Source organism: Streptomyces sp. GLSS-08 (assembly GCF_056387915.1).
This window is the reverse complement of record NZ_JBWJAQ010000003.1, coordinates 159,382-177,989: the sequence shown is the minus strand read 5'-3', so window position 1 is coordinate 177,989 and position 18,608 is coordinate 159,382. Positions and strand designations below refer to the sequence as shown.

Genomic DNA, 18,608 nt, shown 5'->3' with positions numbered 1-18,608 from the left:
AAGGCCCGCCGGGGCGGTGGGGACGGCTGTCCGCGCGTGCGGGGCGAGGACGGGGACGGCGCCCGGACGTCAGGGGGTGCCGGTGCGGCGGGCCGTGCGTCCGGATATCTGCACGCGGTCGATCACGCCGGTGGCGGGGTCGCGGTGGAACCGCCCGCCGGGCTCGCGCCGGCCGGTGTCCGGGTCGATCAGGTCGCAGGCGAGGTCCGGATAGCAGGCCAGCGGTATGGGGCAGTCGCCGTCCACGGAGAGCGTCGGCACGCCGTCCCCGTCGAGCTTGATGCGGTACTCGGTCCCGCCGTTGCGGTAGGTGCCGGCGGACTCGGGCAGCGGGACGGGCCGGTCGTGGCGCACGCGGGCCGGGGCGGCCGGCACGCGCATGCCGGTGATCCGGGTCAGATCAGCGGCCAGGTCCTGCCACATCGCCGTGGCGCCCTTGGCGTTGCCGGTGAAGGCGATCACCACGCCGCTCTCGGGTTCGGCGCGCAGGTGGCACGAGGTGCCCTGGGCGTTTCCGTCGTGCCCGCACCACCAGCGTCCGTCCTGCCGGAACAGCGCGGGGCCGAGGCCCCAGCCGCTCGCCAGGACTCCCGGGTCGGCCGCGGCCTCCCGGCGGCGCATCTGTGCGGCGGCGGCCGGCGGCAGCACGGCGGACCGGCCGACGAGCGCCTTGCCGAGCGCCGCCAGGTCCAGTGCACTCGCCTGCACGGCGCCGGCGGGTGCCTCCAGCGGGGCCAGGTTCTGGTGCGCCGCGCGCACCCGGCCCGAAGCCGTGTTGAGGGCGTGTCCCGCGGCGGCCGGGCGGTCGGAGTAAGTGTCGCCGAGGAAGCAGGGTTCTATGCCCAGGGGGTCCAGGAGAAGCGCCCGGACGGCTTCCTGCCAGCTCATCCCCGTCACGGCTTCCACCAGCCGTCCGGCGGCGACGTAGCCGGCGTTGGAGTACGAGAACCCGGTCCCGGGCGCGAACAGCGCGTCCTCGGCCGTGCACACCGCCGACAGATAGCGCGCGGCGGTGGTGCCGGCGGCGGTGTCCGAGTCGGGTCCGGTGGGCAGGCCTGCGGTGTGACTGAGCAGGTGACGTACGGTCACCTCCGGTAAAGCGCGTAGCTCCGGGAGGAGCGTGGCGACTTCGTCGTCCGGGGAGAGGTCGCCGTCGTCGGCCAGGAGCATCACGGCGGTGGCGGTGCAGACCTTGGTGACCGAGCCTATCGGGACGGCGGTCTCGGCGGTGAACGGGGCGCCCGTGCCGGCGTCGGCCGTGCCGGTGTGCAGGCTCAGGACGTGCGTCCCGAAGTCGACGACGAGCTGGGCGCCCGGTACCCGGTGCGTGCGGGCGAGGTGTTCCAGGCGGTGTTGCAGTGCTTCGCGCACGGGGGACGGTCGGCGGTCGGTGACCAGAGCGGTGGTGGGGTACGGCATGAGAAAGAGACTCCTGATGACTGCGGCCAGGGCGGGATGACGGACCGGTCCGCGGGGTGAGCGGTGCGGGCCGGGCCGGGGGACGTCGGCGTTTCGGCTACGGGCGGCTGACTTCGACCGGCAGGTGGCGTACGCCGACGATGACGGCCGGGTTCTGGAAGACGACGTCGCCGTACGACGGGACATCCAGGGCGCGGAAACGTTCAAGCAGCATGCGCAGCGCGATCCGCGCTTCCAGCCGGGCCAGCGGGGCGCCGAAGCAGAAGTGGATGCCGTGACCGAACGTCAGATGGGGATTGGGACTTCGGCCGAGGTCGAGGACGTCCGGCGAGGCGAACCGGGCGGGGTCGCGGTTCGCCGCGCCGAGGTTCACCATCACCAGCGAGTCGGCGGGGATGTCGTGGCCGCCGAGCACCACGGGCCTGGTGACGCGGCGTCCGAGCTCGGGGAAGGGCGGAAGCCAGCGCAGCACCTCCTCGATGGCGTCCGGGAGCCGGCCGGGATCGGCGCGCAGCGCGGCGAGCGAACCGGGATGCCGGTCGAAGGTGCCGACGGCGTTGCCCAGCAGGGCCGTTGTGGTGATGTGTCCGGCGACCAGCAGTAGGGCGACGAACCCGACGATCTCCTGGTCCTCCAGGCGGACGCCGTCGACCTCGGCGGTGATGAGCTTGCTGGTGAGGTCCTCACCGGGCTGGGCACGGCGGTTGCGGATGTGCTCCAGGATGTAGCCGTTCATCTCCCGCACGGTGGGGGCGATGGCTTCCAGCGCGCGTTCCAGGTCGGCCATGTCGAGGCTCTCGCCGAGCTGGTCCCCGCTGAACAGGGTGCTCGCCCAGTCCTGGAAGAGCGTGTGGTCCTCGGGGGGTACGCCGAGCAGTTCGGCGATCACGATGATGGGGAGGGGGTAGGCCAGCGTGTCGACCAGATCGAACCGGTCACGGCCGTCCACCGTGTCCAGTAACCGGGTGCAGACGGCCTCGATGCGCGGTTCGAGTCCCTGCACGACCCGCGGGGTGAAGGCCTGGCTCACCAGGGCGCGGAGCTTGCGGTGCTCCGGCGGGTCCATGCCGACGAAGTTGCCCTGCCGGAAGGTGTCGAAGTCCTGCTGGGTGGGGGCGATCGGGGACATGTCCGAGGAGTACGTGGCCTGGTCGGCCAGCACGGCGGCGACCCCCTGGTGGTCGGTGACCTGCCACAGGCCCTGACCCTCGTCGTACCGGACGGGACCGGCCTCCCGTAAGGTCCGCCACCGGTCGGTCACGACGTCCCAGACTAAAGGGGCCTCCGTCACTAGCTTGCTGGTCACCTTTTCTCCCTTGGGTGTGGGCGTGCAGGCGCGGCGGGGGTCACCGTGGAGCGTTGGCCGGCCGGCGGCGCGCCCGACTCGTCGGTGCGCGGACCGGCACGCGGTCGTGGCGGACACGCCGACCGCGCGAGGGTGGGACGAAAGCGCTGTGGCATGCGCTCCGCTCATCGGCCGTGCGGCCGAACTCCCCCCGGTGGTCGGCCCGTTGCTCTGTCCGTCACGGACGGCGCGGCCGAAACCCCCGTTGCCCGGCAGTCTGACTGCCGAGCCGTACGGATGTCCTCCGTACGGTCAAAAAAGCCGGTCGGGCAGGGTCAACACGCCCTCCGCACCAGACGTCGTCCCTGTGCCTGTGCGTGAACGGACGATGGCACCTGCCTTGCGGACCTTGCCGACATCACAGCTCCCCCAGTGCATCTTCCCGCGCAGCTACTGCGCGGGCCCTTCTCAGCCCACACGAACACATGGCAGGCCCGCAGACACCGGTCGCCCGGGGCGGGATGAGTGGATGCGCACACCGACGGATTCTGTCCGCGCCGGACACGGTGCGTACCCCGGAACATCCCTGTCCCGGTCGAACTCGGCCCACAGTCTTCATGGCGAGTCATGTGATAGCAACCCCCAGAAGTTGAACGGAGAGTGCTGGTGACGGCCCGCCCGATGTGACCGCCGAGTAGGTTCACGGGGCCTCATCCACATGCACGACGGTCCGGCCGGATCGCCGCTTCCGGCGGGTGCCCAGCCGTCCCGATGTCAAACGTCCGACGGCCCGCGACGCCCCTGCCTTTCCCGCGGGGCGTACGCGCGGGGACGCTCCCACCAGCGGCGCAACCCCCATGACGTTGCGTCGAGTTGGGGATCGATGCGACCCGACGACGACGGCGGCCGTCCGCCCGGACCACCCCGGCGGGCACGTCGGACACCGCCGCGGGGCCGTGAGGTGATCACCGGAAGCAGTCGAGGACAGCGGACGCGGCGCTTCCACGTCCCGGCGCACGGGGGCGCACGGTCACACGGTGTGCGCGGGCTCGTGCATCCGCCGGTGGCACGTGCTTCTCGCGCCCGACGCCGTGCGGCGGGGACCCCTTGGCACCCGACTCGCCGTCGTGGCTTCCCTCAACGCCCGCGCACCCGCGACGAGTCCGGCAGGATCCGTCCGGGATCCGTCTGCCGCACCGGCCGGATCAGCCGTTGCTCCCCGACCCGCCCTGTGTTGTCATACGCCGGTCTCCCGGCCGCGGGACCGCTGTGCGGACCGGGCGCAGTCGGCGACCAGCCGGGCCACGGCCTGCCGGTGGTCCGCCAGGAAGAAGTGGCCTCCGGGGAAGGACATCTGCCGGAAGTCCTGTGACGTGTGCCGCTTCCAGGCGGCGGCGTCCTCCCGCGGAACGAGCCGGTCCTGCTCGCCGGTGAGACACAGGACCGGCAGGTCCACCACGGTGTGCGCGGCGGGCCGGTACAGGGCGACGGCGCGGTAGTCGTTGCGGATGACCGGAAGCAGCAGCTCCATGAGGTCCGGGCTGTCCGCGATGCCGGAGTCGGTTCCGCCGAGCGCGGCGAGGTGGTCCAGGATCTCCTGGTCCGTGCCGCGGTGCACGTCGTCCCTCAGGCGCACGGACGGGGCGGCGCGCCCGGAGACGACCAGCCGGAGCGGCGCGGCCGGCTGCTCGGCGGCCAGCCGGACGGCGGCCTCGAAGGCCACGGTCGCGCCCATGCTGTGGCCGAAGAAGACCAGGGGCACGGGGTCGGCGGCGTACCGCCGGAGAGAGGGCACCACCCGGTCCGCGAGTTCCTCGATGGTGCGGACGAAGGGCTCGCCCATGCGTTCCTGCCGCCCGGGATACTGGACGGACGAGAGGTCGAACTCGTCGGGGAAGTGCGGCGCGAACGGCACGAAGAAGGTGGCGGCACCTCCGGCGTGCGGGAAGAACACCACGTGCGCCGCGGGCCGTTCGCCCCTCCGCACCTCCCGGACCCAGGGATCCCTGCCCGTCCTCACCGCGGCCCACCCCTCACTCGACCGACCACCACTTCGCCGACGGCGGCCCCGGCAGCACCGCTTGACCACCCGTCACCATCAGCCTACGACGCCCCGAAGTCACCGCACCCGGCCCGGGACAGGTGGGGCTGCCCGCTGTCCGGTGAAGGGGTCTTCGGCCGGGGCATGCGGGCGGGGACCCGGACGGGAACGCACGGAGACAGCGACACCTCCGTGTGCGACACGACCACCCCCCGAGCGAGCCCGACCCGGAAGCGGATGAACGGCCCAGCAGTCCTCCACCGGCGATCCGGCAGCTACGGCCCGCCCCCTCCCCTACCGCTGGCGGCACGGCGCCGTGCTGGCCCGCACGACCAGCTCGGTCGGCACGAGCGTGGTGCCGTGCTCCGTCCCCTCGTGGCGCATCCGACGCAGGACTCCCTCGACGCACAGGCGTCCCACTTCCGCGAAGTCCTGGTGGACGGTGGTCAGGGGAGGCAGGAAGGAGCTCGCCTCGGGGATGTCGTCGAAACCGATGACGCTGACCTCGTCAGGGATCTTCCGGCCGCGCTCGTGCAGGGCACGCAACAGCCCGAGTGCCATCTGGTCGTTGGCGGCGAACACCGCCGTACAGGTTTCCTCGTCGGCGAGCGCGAGCCCGGCCCGGTAGCCGGACTCCGCCGACCAGTCACCCCGTACGACGGGTGGCACGAAGCGGCCGGCCTCGGTGAGTTCGGCACGCCAGGCGTCGGCACGGCGCTGGGCCGCGTAGGACTCCTCGGGCCCCGCGAGGTGCCAGACCGAGCGATGCCCGAGGTCCAGCAGGTGCCGGACGGCCGCCCGCGCTCCCCCGGCCTGGTCGGTGTCGACCACGCAGTAGCGGTCACCGGCGTCCGAGTCGGCGACGACGACCTGCACATGGGGCGGCAGGGAGATGGTCGCCGTGTCGAGCAGGTGCACCTCCATGATGGCGATGACCGCGTCGACGGCCAGCTCACCGAGGCGGGAGAAGGCGCCGCGCACCTCGTCCTGGGTGGGGACGGCGACGGGCAGCAGGGTGACGGCGTACCCCTTCTGCGCCGCGGAGGTGGCGATCGCCTCCAGCGTGCGCATGTTGCCGGTGGTGGAGAGGTTGAAGGTGATGACACCGATGGTGCGGAACTCGCCGCGTTTGAGGGCGCGGGCGGCACTGTTGGGCCGGTAGCCCAGCTCCTTCATGGCCGACAGCACCTGCCGCCGCGTCTCCTCGTTGACGCCCGCGTAGCCGTTGGACACCCGGGAGACGGTCTGGGAGGAGACGCCTGCAAGCCGGGCGACGTCCGCCATGGAGGCGCTCTGGGAACGGCGTGCGGCCCGTTTCCCGCTGCGCTCGCGAGCCCGCTCCACAGGTGCCGAGGCGCTGTCCGCCGTGTCCACTCGTCTCCCTTGCTGCCCGGGCCGCCGTTTGTGAGGCGACCCTTGACCACCGACCTGGGGGCAGTGTAGACATTCCGCCATCAGATGTTTACGTAAACATAACAGCCCGGAACTCCTTGCGGCGCCTTATGTTTGCGCAAACATCGCGGCGGTCCACGACGCCGGTTCCAGATGGACGAGCGAGGAACGACATGACGACGCTGCAACCTCCCGCGACCGTGCGCAGGCACCCGGAGCGGCCTCCGGCGAAACAGGACCGGCGCTCCTGGGCGGGGTGGGGGTTCATCGGCCCCTTCTCGGTGGTCTTCGCCTTCGTCTTCCTCGCGCCGATCGGTTACTCCATTTACCTGAGCCTCTTCCGGGACCAGCTCATCGGCGGCACGACCTTCGTGGGCCTGGACAACTACCAACAGGCCCTGCAGGACGACCAGTTCTGGTCCTCGCTGGCGCGGGTGTCGCTGTTCCTGCTGGTCCAGGTGCCGATCATGCTGGGTATCGCCCTGTTCGTGGCGCTGGCCCTGGACAGCGGGCGGCTCTACGGCAAGGACTTCTTCCGCATCTCGATCTTCCTGCCGTACGCGGTGCCCGCCGTCGTCGCCACCCTCATGTGGGGCTTCATGTACGGCACCCAGTACGGACTGGTGGGTGACATCGACGAGGCGTTCGGCGTCACCCTGCCCGACCCGCTCTCCAGCGGCCTGGTCCTGGCGTCCATCGGCAACATCGTCACCTGGGAGTTCGTCGGCTACAACATGCTGATCTTCTACTCCGCGCTGCGGGTCGTCCCGGACTCGCTCTACGAGGCGGCGGAGATCGACGGCGCCGGACAGATCCGCGTCATCACCGCCATCAAGCTCCCCGCGATCCGCGGCGCCCTCGTCATCGCCACGATCTTCTCGATCATCGGCAGCTTCCAGCTCTTCAACGAGCCGAACATCCTGCGGCCGCTGGCGCGCAACGCGATCACGACGGACTACACCCCGAACTTCTTCACGTACTCGCTGTCCTTCAACGGCCAGCAGCACAACTACTCCGCGGCGGTCGCCATCATCATGGGCCTGATCACGATGGTCATCGCCTATGTCGTGCAGCTTCGCGGCATGCGCAAGGGAGCGTGACCTCGATGAGCAGCACGAGCAGCCCAGCCACCAGCGTCTCCCCCGCCGCGTCCGCCCCGTCGACCGGCGCGGCCAGGAGCGTGCCCCGTCTGCGCAGGCGCGCAGCCCACGTCCCCGGGCGCCCCAGGCGCAGCCTCCTGCTGACCGGCCTCACCGGCCTGGTCCTCGTCTACACCGTGGTACCGCTGGTGTGGCTGCTGATCAGCGCCACCAAGACGCAGGAGGGCCTCGCCGACTCGTCAGGGCTGTGGTTCGCCGACGACTTCGCACTCTGGGACAACATCGGCCAGACGTTCACGTACCACGACGGCATCTTCGGGCGCTGGCTCCTCAACACCCTGCTGTACGTCGTGCTCGGGGCCGGCGGTGCCACCTTCCTGGCGATCCTCGGCGGCTACGCGCTGGCCAAGTTCGACTTCCCCGGCAAGCGAGGCGTCTTCGCCGTGGTCATCGGCGCCGTGGCCGTCCCGGGCACCGCCCTGGCGGTGCCGACCTTCCTGATGTTCAGCAGGATCGGCCTGACCGACACCCCGTGGGCGGTGATCATCCCCTCCCTGATCTCGCCCTTCGGCCTGTACCTGATGTGGGTGTTCGCCACCGAGGCCATCCCCGTCGAACTGCTGGAAGCGGCCCGCATCGACGGGGCTGGCGAGGTGCGCACCTTCTTCCGGGTCGCCCTGCCGCTGCTCGCCCCCGGCATCGTGACCGTGCTGCTGTTCACCACGGTCGCGACCTGGAACAACTACTTCCTCCCGCTGATCATGCTCAAGGATCCCGAGTGGTATCCCCTCACCCTCGGTCTGAGCGCCTGGAACGCGCAGGCCGAGACCATCGGCGGCGACGTGATCCGCAATCTCGTGATCACCGGCTCGCTGCTCACCATCGTGCCGCTGATCGCGGCGTTCCTGCTGCTGCAGAAGTACTGGCAGTCCGGCCTCGCCGCCGGAAGCGTCAAGGAATGACCCGCTCCCGGACCGCAACCCCCCTCAGCCCTGCCTCCCCTGTGTCCCGCCCGTCCCGCCCACGAAGAAGTGGAAGCACCTCCATGCGCAGAACGACCGGCCGCCTGATGCGCGGCCTCGCCGTCCTCTCCGTCCTCGCCCTCGGCGCGACCGCCTGCGGCGGCTCCGACGAAGACGGCGCCGGCCAGAAGCCGGTCTCCGCCGACGACGTCCGGGCCGCCCTCAAGAAGGGCGGCACGGTCACGGTCTGGGCCTGGGAGCCCACGCTGAAGACGGTCGCCGCCGACTTCCAGAAGAAGTACCCCAAGGTCAAGATCAACCTGGTTGGCGAACGGTCGGGCGACAAGCACTACACCGCCCTGTCGAACGTGATCTCGGCCGAGAAGGGCGTCCCGGACGTCGCCCAGGTCGAGTACTTCGCGCTGGGCCAGTACTCCCTCACCAAGGGCCTGACCGATCTCGCCCCCTTCGGCGCCGACAAGCTCGCCGACAAGTACACCCCAGGCCCGTGGAACGCCGTGAGCGACGGTAACAAGGTCTACGGGCTGCCCATGGACTCCGGACCCATGGCGCTCTACTACAACAAGAAGCTCTTCGACAAGTACCAGATCGAGGTGCCGACCACCTGGGACGAGTACCTCGAGGCGGCCCGCAAGCTGCACAAGGCCGACCCGAAGGTCTACATCGCCAACGACGCCGGTGACGCGGGCTTCACCACCAGCATGCTGTGGCAGGCCGGTTCGCGCCCCTACAAGGTCGACGGCACCAAGGTGAAGGTCGACTTCTCCGACGCGGGCGCCAAGAAGTACACCGACACCTGGCAGAAGCTGATCGACGAGAAGCTCCTCGCGCCGATCAACGGCTGGACCGACGACTGGTACAAGGGCCTGGGCAACGGCACCATCGCCACCCTCGCCAGCGGTGCCTGGATGCCCGCCAACTTCGTCACCGGCGTCCCGAAGGCCTCCGGTGACTGGCGCGCCGCGCCCCTGCCGGCCTGGACCAAGGGTGACAAGGCGAGCGCGGAGAACGGCGGCAGCTCCCTGGCCCTGCCCGCCCTGGGCAAGAACAAGGAACTCGCGTACGCCTTCGTCGAGTACGCGAACTCCGGTGCCGGTGTGCAGAGCCGTGTCAAGGAGGGCGCCTTCCCTGCGACCGAGGCCGAGCTGCGGTCCGAGGAGTTCCGCAACACCGAGTTCGCGTACTTCGGCGGCCAGAAGGCCAACCAGGTCTTTGCGGACTCCGCCGCCAACGTCGCGGACGACTGGTCGTACCTGCCGTTCCAGCAGTACGCCAACTCGATCTTCAACGACACCGTCGGCAAGGCCTATCTCGGCAGCACCGAGCTCGCCGACGGCCTGAAGTCCTGGCAGGACGCCTCCGTCAAGTACGGCAAGGAGCAGGGCTTCACCGTCGAGTAGCCGACGCGAGCCCCCCACTCCGCTCCCTGTGAAACACCGGAAGGACCACCATGATCTCCACCCTCCTGTCCCGGCTTCAGCACGGGCCGGACGGTGACCCCACCCCACGCCTCGCGTACGGCGCCGACTACAACCCCGAGCAGTGGCCGCGCGAGGTGTGGGAGGACGACATCCGGCTGATGCGCGAGGCCGGCGTCAACCTCGTCTCCGTGGGGATCTTCTCCTGGGCCCGCATCCAGCCGGCCCAGGACGAGTGGGACTTCGCCTGGCTCGACGAGATCATGGACCTGCTGCACGCGGGCGGCATCGGGGTCGACCTCGCCACCGCCACCGCCTCCCCGCCGCCCTGGCTCACCACGGCACACCCGGAGATCCTCCCGGTGACCGCCTCGGGTGAGACGGTGTGGCCGGGGGCGCGGCAGCACTGGCGTCCCACCTCACCGGTCTTCCGCGATCACGCGCTGCGTCTGGTGCGCACGATGGCGGGCCGGTACGCGGACCATCCGGCGCTGGTGGCCTGGCACGTCTCCAACGAGCTGGGCTGCCACAACGTCTACGACTACTCGGACGACGCCGCCCGCGCCTTCCGCGACTGGCTGCGCGCCCGCTACACCACGCTGGACGCGCTCAACCACGCCTGGGGCACGGCCTTCTGGTCGCAGAGGTACGGCGACTGGGAGCAGATCCTGCCGCCCCGGCTGGCCGCCTCCCACCCCAACCCGACCCAGCAGCTGGACTTCAAGCGCTTCTCCTCCGACGCGCTGAAGGAGTACCTGCGCGCGGAACGGGACGTGCTGCGCGAGTTGACCCCGGACGTGCCGGTCACCACGAACTTCATGGTGATGGGCGGCACCAAGGGCATGAACTACGCGGACTGGGCCGGTGAGATCGACTTCGTCTCCAACGACCACTACGTGGTGCCGGGCCCGCAGGACCGCGACGAGCTGTCCTTCTCCGCCAACCTGGTCAGCGGTATCGCCAAGGGCCGCCCCTGGTTCCTGATGGAGCACTCCACCAGCGCCGTCAACTGGCAGCCCGTCAACGTGGCGAAGCGGCCGGGCGAGCTGGCCCGCGACTCGCTGGTGCACGTCGCGCACGGCGCCGACGCCGTCTGCTTCTTCCAGTGGCGGCAGTCGGCGGCGGGCGCCGAAAAGTACCACTCGGCGATGGTGCCCCACGCCGGACCCGACAGCGAGCTCTTCCGCGCGGTGTGCGAACTCGGCCGCACCCTGCGGACGCTGGCGCCGGTCGCCGGCACCGAGCGCGAGCCCGCCCGGGTCGGGATCGTCTTCGACTGGGAGTCGTGGTGGGCGAGTGAGCAGGACTCCCACCCGACCTCCCGCCTCGACTACCGCCAGGAGGCCCTCGACTGGTACTCCGCCCTGCTCGCGCTCGGCGTCCGCGCCGATGTCGTCACCGCGCAGGCCGACCTGGACCGGTACGAGCTGCTGATCGCGCCCGTGCTGCACATGGTCCCCGCCGCGCTGGCCAAGGACCTCACCCGGTACGTCGAGCAGGGCGGCCACCTGGTCACCACGTACTTCTCCGGTGTCGTCGACGAGAACGACCACGTATGGCTCGGCGGCTACCCGGGCGCCCTGCGCGAGCTGCTCGGCATCCGGGTGGAGGAGTTCGGCCCGCTGCTGGACGGCGACACAGTCGACCTGGACCTGGACGGCGCCGCGACCGGCACCCTGTGGACCGACCGGATCACCGTCACCGAATCCGGCGTGGACGTGCTGGGCCACTACCGCAGCGGCCCGTACGCGGACCTGCCCGCCGTCACCCGCCGCACGGTGAACCGGGGTTCCGCCGCGTACGTGTCCACCCGGCTGGGCGTGGACGGCCTGACCGGGCTGCTGCCGAGACTGCTCGCTGCGGCCTCAGTCACCGCCGAACTCCCCGAGGGGGCACGGGGAGACGTCGAACTGATCGTGCGCCGCGACGCCGACAGCCGCTATCTGTTCCTGGTCAACCGGACCGACGAGACGGTCCCGCTGGCCGGACTCGCCGGGGACCTCCTGATCGGCCGGACGGACGCCGACGGCGCGCTCCTCCTGCCGCCCCGGGACGTCGCCGTCCTGCGCCGGCCCGCCCTTCGACACCCCTGAGTCGCGCCTGGTCCACGCCTGATCCACGCCTGATTCGAGGGTCACACCGTCGTGCCCCGTGACGGGGCACGACGGCCCACCGCAGCGACCGCAGACGAGTTGGGAGCACACGTTGGCACGCCGTACCCGCACACGACGGCTTCTGGGACCCCTCGGGGTCACCGCTCTGACCCTCGGGGCGACCCTGGTCACCGCACCACCGACGCACGCGGAGCCGGTGACCTCGGCCGTCACCGTCTCCCCCGACCCCTCGTACAAGGCGCCGAGCTTCGAGGGCTGGGGCACCAGCCTCGTCTGGTTCGCCAACGCCACCGGCGACTACCCGCCGGAGATCCGCGAGAAGCTCGCCGCCCTGCTCTTCGGGGACGACGGCCTCGCCCTCAACATCGCCCGCTACAACATAGGCGGCGGCAACGCCCCCGACGTCGAGGACTACCTCCGCGCGGGAGGGGCCGTCGAGGGCTGGTGGAAGGCTCCGGCGGGCACCACCCGCGAGGACACCGGCTGGTGGAGCGCCGAGGACGCGGCCGACTGGAACCCGCAGGCCGACGCCACGCAGCGCTGGTGGGTGGACCGCATCAAGAAGGACATCGACCACTGGGAGACGTTCAGCAACTCGCCCCCGTGGTTCATGACCGGAAGCGGGTACGTCTCCGGCGGTTTCGACGCCGACGCCGACCAGCTGAAAGCCGACTCCGTCGACGACTTCGCCGCGTATCTGGCGGGCGCGACCAAGCGGCTGGAGAAGGCACACGGCATCAAGGTCGACACCCTGGACCCGTTCAACGAACCCGGCACGGGTTACTGGAGCACGCGCCTGGGGGCCGACGGGCGGCCGGTCGGCGGTCGTCAGGAGGGCGCCCACATCGGTCCCGAACTCCAGCAGAAGGTGATCAAGGCGCTGGCCCCCGCCCTGCGGAGGGCGAAGACCGGCACGGAGATCTCCGCGATGGACGAGACCAACCCGAGCCTGTTCACGCAGAACTGGAACACCTACCCCGACGACGTGCGCGACCTCGTCGGGCAGATGAACGTCCACACCTACGGAACCGGCGGCCGTACCGGCGTCCGCGACCTGGCCAAGGCGGCGGACAAGCCGCTGTGGATGAGCGAGGTCGAGGGTGACTGGGGCGACGGGCAGAGTTTCACGGACATGCGGCCCGGACTCGGCCTCGCCCAGCAGATGGTCGACGACCTGCGGGAACTCGAACCCAGGGCCTGGGTGTTCTGGCAGCCCGTCGAGGACCACGACAACATGAAACCCGGCGGCGAGTCGGCCGAGGGCGGCAACTGGGGCAGCATCCAGCTCCCCTTCAGCTGTACGTCCGCGGACACTCTGGCGACCTGCCCGGTCCGCACGAACACGAAGTTCGACACCGCGCGCAACTTCACCCACTACATCAAGCCCGGAGACCGGCTGATCAAGACCGACGACACGTCGAGTGCCGCGGCGGTCACCAGGAAGGGCGACGCGGCGACGGTCGTCCACGTCAACAGGACCGCCGACGCCCGCGCGGTGACGCTCGACCTCTCCAGGTTCGGCCGCGTCGCACGCAACGCGACCGTGACACCCGTGGTGACGAGCGCCGGAGGCAAACTCGACCGAGGAGCCCCCGTCAGGGTCACCGGCGGGCGGGCCACCCTGACCGTGCCCGCCCAGTCCGTGACGTCCTTCCTCGTCAAGGGCGTGTCCGGCGTCGCGAGGGACGCCGCGCTCGCGCAGCCGGGTCACACCTACCGGCTGACCGGCGTGCAGAGCGGCAAGGCGCTCACGGTCGCGGAGGACGGCACCAGGCTCGTCATCAGGTCCGCGGGCACGGACACGGGCAGCGGCGGGCAGCAGTGGCAGCTGCGCCGCACCGGCCACGAGACCGGCAGCCTCCAGCGGTACGTCCTCACCAGCCCCGCGGAGGGCAAGCGGCTGGCCGTGCGCGACGGTGCCCCGGTCCTGGAGGCCGACGGCCGCCGGAGCGACAACGCGAGCCGCTGGATCCTGTCGACTACCGGTGACGGCACCTGGACCCTGGTCAACGCCGCCACCGGCCGGCTGCTCGAAGTGGGCGGCCAGGCCACCTCGGAAGGCGCCGCCGTCACGGTCTGGACCCCGAACTCCGGCTCCAACCAACGGTGGAGGATCTCCGACGTGACCGGCCGCACCAACTCGTAGACCCGGCGGAACCACCGCCCCGCATGCCTCCGCACCCGCGACGAACAGGGGGCGGAGGCATGCGTGACACCCCCACCGCCACCCGCGCCGCCCTTAATCGGTCGACAGAGGTGCGACGCGCCGGGCAGGGTGATTGATCGTGACGAGCAGCGAAGTGTGGAGCCGAGCGACCGCCGAACGCTACGACGCCGAGGAGGGCGAGCGGACCTCGGCCGCCTTTCTCGCCCCCGCCCTCGACTTCCTCGCCGAACTGGCGGGCGACGGACGGGCGCTGGAGTTCGCGATCGGAACCGGACGTGTGGGCGTCCCCCTCCGCGCACGCGGAATTCCGGTGGCGGGCATCGAGCTGTCCGAGCACATGACGGCGGTCCTGCGGCGCAAGGCCGACGAGGACACTCTTCCGGTCACCCTCGGGGACATGACCACGGCCCGCGTACCCGGCGAGTTCACCCTGGTCTACCTCGTCTACAACACCATCTCGAACCTGCTCACCCAGGACGAGCAGGTCGAGTGCTTCCAGAACGCCGCGCGCCACCTCGCCCCCGGCGGGCGTTTCGTCGTCGAACTGGGCGTACCCCCGCTGCGGTTCCTGCCGCCCGGGCAGACCGCGGTGCCCTTCGACGTCTCGGACGGCCACCTCGGCTTCGACACCTTCGACCTTGTCGAGCAGATCCTCGTCTCGCACCACTTCACCAGGGACGGCGACGACGGCCGCTATCGCCGCGACGCGTCCCGGCACCGGTACGCCTGGCCCGCCGAGCTCGACCTGATGGCCCGGATCGCGGGCCTCACGCCGGAACGCCGCGTCGCGGACTGGGACGGGTCGCCCTTCACCCAGGATTCACCGCAGCACATCTCGGTGTGGCGCAAGCCGTGAGTCCTTGCCGCGACGGCACACCCAGCCGCACGGTCCAGCACCACCGGCCCGCCCACTGACGGGAGCCGGGCACCGTACGGCAGCTCCTGGGGGCGGCGGACACGGCGCCCGACAGCTCGCCAGTGAAGGCCGCCATCCACGCGGTCAGCGGCTTCGAGGTGGAGCCGGTGGCCTCGATCCTGCCACCCGAGCCACCAGGGCTAACCGGGCTACCCGGGCTACCCGGGCTACCCGAGGAACGACAGCCGTACCTTCCGGTCGGTGTTGTCCTTGTTCGTGTCGACCAGGCACACCGACTGCCACGTCCCCAGCTCCAGCCGCCCGGCGATCACCGGCAGGGTGGCGTGCGGCGGGACGATGGCCGGGAGCACGTGGTCGCGGCCGTGGCCCGGGCTGCCGTGCCGGTGCTGCCAGCGGTCGTCGGCGGGCAGCAGCGTATGGAGGGCGGCGAGGAGGTCGTCGTCGCTGCCGGCGCCGGTCTCGATGACGGCGACGCCGGCGGTGGCGTGCGGGACGAAGACGTTCAGCAGGCCGTCACGGCCGGCCGCCACCTCGTTCAGGAAGGCCTCGCAGTCGCGGGTGAGATCGACGACGTTCTCGGCGGAGCCGGAGGCGATGTTCAGGACACGCGTGGTGAAGGCATCGGACATGACCCCATCCTGACCCACGGGCCGGGTTTCACACCCGACCTGCCGCCCGTCGGCTGATACACGGGGTCCATTCCGCGAGACACCATTGACCCCGCCCGCGCGCACTGGCTACTTTCTGCCGCATGTTGCGTTCAGCCCTGCTCACCACGCGCGGTCACATCGACCTGCTGCGGGTGGCCTCCGCCGCGTGTCGCCGCGGCTGCTGACGCCCTTTCACCCCGCTCCTCCCACGCCACCGCGCGCCGCCCACCCGCGCGACAGGTCACCCGTAGGTGCTCCGACCCGTTGATCTCCCGACGCGGCGGTGTTCCGACGCGCTGATTCCCTGACGCGGGCGGTGTCCCGGCACTCCCCCCGGTGGCGCCCTTCCGCAAACCCCTCACCGGTCGCCGGTCGCTCTCCCTCTCGTGGAGCACTCATGAGCATCAGCCATGCCCCGCCGGACTCAGCCGAGTCCGACATATCAGCCATAGCCAGGAATGGCACCGCCACGCACCACGCGGCGCCCGAACTCGAACCCCTCGTCCCCGCCTCCGCCCGCCGCACGCGCGTCCCCCGCTGGGTGCGTCGCACCTCCGGCCCGCTCCTGCTGCTCACCCTGTGGCAACTCCTCAGCAGCACGGGCGTGCTGACCGCCGACGTCCTGGCCTCGCCCGGCACCATCGCCCGGGTCGGAAGCGACCTGATCGCGGACGGCTCGCTGCCGAACGCCATGGGCGTCTCGCTCCAGCGCGTCGCCCTCGGCCTGCTCCTCGGCACCGTCGTCGGCACGGGACTCGCCCTGCTGTCCGGGCTGTTCCGGGTCGGCGAGGACCTGGTCGACGCCGGCGTCCAGATGCTGCGGACCGTGCCGTTCGTCGGTCTGATCCCGCTGTTCATCATCTGGTTCGGCATCGGTGAGACGCCGAAGATCGCGATCATCACGCTCGGCGTGTCCTTCCCGCTCTACCTCAATGTGTACGCGGGCATCCGAGGCGTGGACTCCCAGCTGATCGAGGCCGGGGAGTCTCTCGGACTGTCCCGGTGGGGGCTGGTACGCCATGTCGTCCTGCCCGGCGCCCTGCCCGGAGCGATGACCGGCCTGCGCTACTCCCTCGGCATCGCCTGGCTCGCGCTCGTCTTCGCCGAGCAGATCAACGCGGACGCCGGCATCGGCTTCCTCATGGTCCAGGCCCGCGACTTCCTGCGCACCGACGTGATCGTGGTGTGCCTGGTCGTCTACGCCTTCCTCGGCCTGTTCGCCGACTTCGTCGTCCGCTCCCTCGAAAGGCTGCTGCTGCAATGGCGACCGACGTTCACCGGCCGGTGAGTACCGACCAGACCGCACCCGCTCCCGTGTCGGCGGTACGCGTGGACGGGCTGACGCGTTCCTTCGACGGCCGCGCCGTCATCGACCGTCTGCATCTGGATGTCAGGCCGGGCGAGTTCGTGGCCCTGCTCGGCCGCAGCGGCTGCGGCAAGTCCACGCTGCTGCGCATCCTCGCCGGACTCGACCGGGACATCGAGGGCACCGTCCTCGTGCCGCGCCGCAAGGCCGTCGCGTTCCAGGCCCCCCGGCTGATGCCGTGGAAGAAGGTCTGGCGCAACGTGCTCCTCGGGCTGCCCGGCAAACCCGCACGCGCTGTCGCGGAACAGGCGTTGACGGAGGTCGGCCTCACCCACCGCTCGGACGCCTGGCCCAAGACCCTCTCCGGAGGTGAGGCCCAACGCGCCGCGCTGGCACGTGCGTTGGTCCGGGAGCCCGATCTGCTGCTGCTCGACGAGCCGTTCGGCGCGCTCGACGCCCTCACCCGCATCAAGGCGCAGCGGCTCGTCGGGCATCTGTGGCAGCGCCGTGGCTGCGCGGTCCTGCTGGTCACCCACGACGTCGAGGAAGCGGTGCTGCTCGCGGACCGCGTCCTGGTCATGGACGACGGGGTCATCGCGTACGAGACCCAGGTCGATCTGGACCGGCCACGCGACATCACCGACCCGCGGTTCGCCGAGCTGCGCGCCGAGCTTCTGCAACGGCTGGGCGTCGACACCGCCGCGGAAGCCGCCTGACCCTCCCCCGGGCTCCCTCGCGTGCGGGTGAGCCGAACACACCCTCCCCCGGATAAACCGGAAATCAACCGGAAATCAACCGAACGGAATCACCATGCGTCGTAGTCTCGCCCCGGCCGCTCTGCTCCTCCCCCTCGCCCTGCTGCTCGCCGCCTGCGGCGGAAACTCGGCGGCCGACACCGCGACCGGCGGCGGCACCGACGGCAAGGGCTCCCTCACGCTCGACGTCGGGGACCAGAAGGGCGGCTCGGAAGCCGTCCTGCGGGCCGCCGGGGAACTCAAGAACCTCGACTACAAGATCAAGTGGTCGACGTTCACGTCCGGTCCACCCCTGCTGGAGGCGGTCAACGCCAAAGCCGTCGACATCGGCGGCGTCGGCAACACCCCGCCCGTCTTCGCGGCGGGCGCCGGCTCGAAGATCAAAGTCGTGGCGGCCTGGCACGGCACGTCCAGGGGCGACACCATCCTCGTCCCGAACAACTCGTCACTGAAGAAGCCCGCGGAACTCAGGGGCAGGTCGATCGCGGTGGCGCAGGGCTCGTCCGCGCACTACCAGCTGATCGCCTCCCTCCGGAAGGCCGGACTGGAGCTGGGCGACGTCAAGGTGAAGTACCTGCAGCCCGCCGACGCACTGGCCGCCTTCACCAGCGGCAAGGTGGACGCGTGGGCGGTCTGGGACCCGTACACCTCTCAGGTGCTTCAGGCGAAGCAGGGGCGGGTCCTGACCGACGGCGACGGCGTGGTGAACGGCCTCACCTTCCAGGTGGCCGCGCCCGAGGCGCTGAAGGACACGAAGAAGGCGGCGGCCGTCAAGGACTACCTGGAGCGGCTGCGGCGCGCACAGGACTGGGTCTTCGCCCACCCCACGGCCTGGGCGAAGGTGTGGTCGAAGGACACCGGACTGCCGTACGAGGTCGCTCTCGCGTCGGTGAAGCGCACCAACGCCTCCCGCGTCCCGGTGGCCGTCGACGAGAAGGCCGTCGCCTCCGAGCAGGAGATCGTCGACACCTTCGCCGGCCTGAAGCTGATTCCGCGCAAGGTCGATTTCGGCGACTTCGTGGACACCCGGTTCAACGGTGATCTGCCGGCGTCGACCACCGCGCCCCGCGTCAGCAAGGAGTCGTGAGCACGGCCGGGCCG

General features: G+C 70.7%; 15 protein-coding genes. 10 read left to right on the top strand and 5 right to left on the bottom strand.

Features of this window, described 5'->3' with window-relative positions; translation table 11 throughout:
• Positions 1-69: 69 nt before the first annotated feature.
• From AC0ZLC_RS06365 to AC0ZLC_RS06350, 4 genes are all read right to left on the bottom strand, one after another.
• Complete coding sequence (locus tag AC0ZLC_RS06365; protein ID WP_476750892.1) at positions 70-1,419, bottom strand: serine hydrolase domain-containing protein; 1,350 nt, start codon at positions 1,417-1,419, stop codon at positions 70-72.
• Between the two features lie 97 nt (positions 1,420-1,516).
• Entirely contained in the window at positions 1,517-2,680 is a 1,164-nt protein-coding gene (locus tag AC0ZLC_RS06360) for a cytochrome P450 (RefSeq protein WP_476750891.1), read from the bottom strand.
• Between the two features lie 1,261 nt (positions 2,681-3,941).
• Positions 3,942-4,724, bottom strand: a complete 783-nt coding sequence (locus AC0ZLC_RS06355) for a thioesterase II family protein (RefSeq protein WP_476750890.1) — start codon at positions 4,722-4,724, stop codon at positions 3,942-3,944.
• A gap of 315 nt (positions 4,725-5,039) precedes the next feature.
• A complete protein-coding gene (locus AC0ZLC_RS06350; protein ID WP_476750889.1) occupies positions 5,040-6,029 on the bottom strand; it encodes a LacI family DNA-binding transcriptional regulator in 990 nt (329 codons plus the stop codon).
• A gap of 281 nt (positions 6,030-6,310) precedes the next feature.
• Between AC0ZLC_RS06350 and AC0ZLC_RS06345 the strand changes: the two genes are divergently transcribed.
• The 6 genes from AC0ZLC_RS06345 to AC0ZLC_RS06320 all read left to right on the top strand — a co-directional run bounded on the left by AC0ZLC_RS06345 (position 6,311) and on the right by AC0ZLC_RS06320 (position 14,775).
• A complete protein-coding gene (locus AC0ZLC_RS06345) occupies positions 6,311-7,237 on the top strand; it encodes a carbohydrate ABC transporter permease (RefSeq protein WP_476750888.1) in 927 nt (308 codons plus the stop codon).
• A gap of 5 nt (positions 7,238-7,242) precedes the next feature.
• Entirely contained in the window at positions 7,243-8,199 is a 957-nt protein-coding gene (locus AC0ZLC_RS06340; RefSeq protein ID WP_476750887.1) for a carbohydrate ABC transporter permease, read from the top strand.
• A gap of 83 nt (positions 8,200-8,282) precedes the next feature.
• Positions 8,283-9,620 carry an ABC transporter substrate-binding protein gene (locus AC0ZLC_RS06335; RefSeq protein WP_476750886.1) on the top strand — a complete coding sequence of 446 codons (1,338 nt, stop codon included), beginning with the start codon at positions 8,283-8,285 and terminating at the stop codon, positions 9,618-9,620.
• 50 nt (positions 9,621-9,670) lie between these two features.
• Complete coding sequence (locus tag AC0ZLC_RS06330; RefSeq protein ID WP_476750885.1) at positions 9,671-11,731, top strand: beta-galactosidase; 2,061 nt, start codon at positions 9,671-9,673, stop codon at positions 11,729-11,731.
• Between the two features lie 112 nt (positions 11,732-11,843).
• Positions 11,844-13,898: an RICIN domain-containing protein gene (locus AC0ZLC_RS06325; RefSeq protein ID WP_476750884.1), complete on the top strand. Its 2,055-nt coding sequence runs from the start codon at positions 11,844-11,846 to the stop codon at positions 13,896-13,898.
• A 139-nt stretch (positions 13,899-14,037) separates the two neighbouring features.
• The gene (locus tag AC0ZLC_RS06320; protein ID WP_476750883.1) at positions 14,038-14,775 is read left to right on the top strand and encodes a class I SAM-dependent DNA methyltransferase; all 738 of its coding nucleotides are present in this window, start codon (positions 14,038-14,040) and stop codon (positions 14,773-14,775) included.
• A gap of 227 nt (positions 14,776-15,002) precedes the next feature.
• Here AC0ZLC_RS06320 and AC0ZLC_RS06315 read toward each other — a convergent pair whose 3' ends face one another.
• Positions 15,003-15,425: a secondary thiamine-phosphate synthase enzyme YjbQ gene (locus AC0ZLC_RS06315; protein WP_476750882.1), complete on the bottom strand. Its 423-nt coding sequence runs from the start codon at positions 15,423-15,425 to the stop codon at positions 15,003-15,005.
• Positions 15,426-15,547: 122 nt separating this feature from the next.
• On the opposite strand from AC0ZLC_RS06315, the gene AC0ZLC_RS06310 reads away from it, so the two are divergent.
• From AC0ZLC_RS06310 to AC0ZLC_RS06295, 4 genes are all read left to right on the top strand, one after another.
• Positions 15,548-15,631: a putative leader peptide gene (locus AC0ZLC_RS06310; RefSeq protein ID WP_349817350.1), complete on the top strand. Its 84-nt coding sequence runs from the start codon at positions 15,548-15,550 to the stop codon at positions 15,629-15,631.
• A gap of 212 nt (positions 15,632-15,843) precedes the next feature.
• Positions 15,844-16,734 carry an ABC transporter permease gene (locus AC0ZLC_RS06305; RefSeq protein WP_476750881.1) on the top strand — a complete coding sequence of 297 codons (891 nt, stop codon included), beginning with the start codon at positions 15,844-15,846 and terminating at the stop codon, positions 16,732-16,734.
• On the top strand, positions 16,707-17,468 hold the full coding sequence (locus AC0ZLC_RS06300) for an ABC transporter ATP-binding protein (protein ID WP_476750880.1): 762 nt from the start codon (positions 16,707-16,709) through the stop codon (positions 17,466-17,468). The genes AC0ZLC_RS06305 and AC0ZLC_RS06300 overlap by 28 nt, the downstream gene beginning before the upstream one ends.
• A gap of 94 nt (positions 17,469-17,562) precedes the next feature.
• Positions 17,563-18,594, top strand: a complete 1,032-nt coding sequence (locus tag AC0ZLC_RS06295) for an ABC transporter substrate-binding protein (protein WP_476750879.1) — start codon at positions 17,563-17,565, stop codon at positions 18,592-18,594.
• The last annotated feature ends 14 nt before the right edge of the window (positions 18,595-18,608 follow it).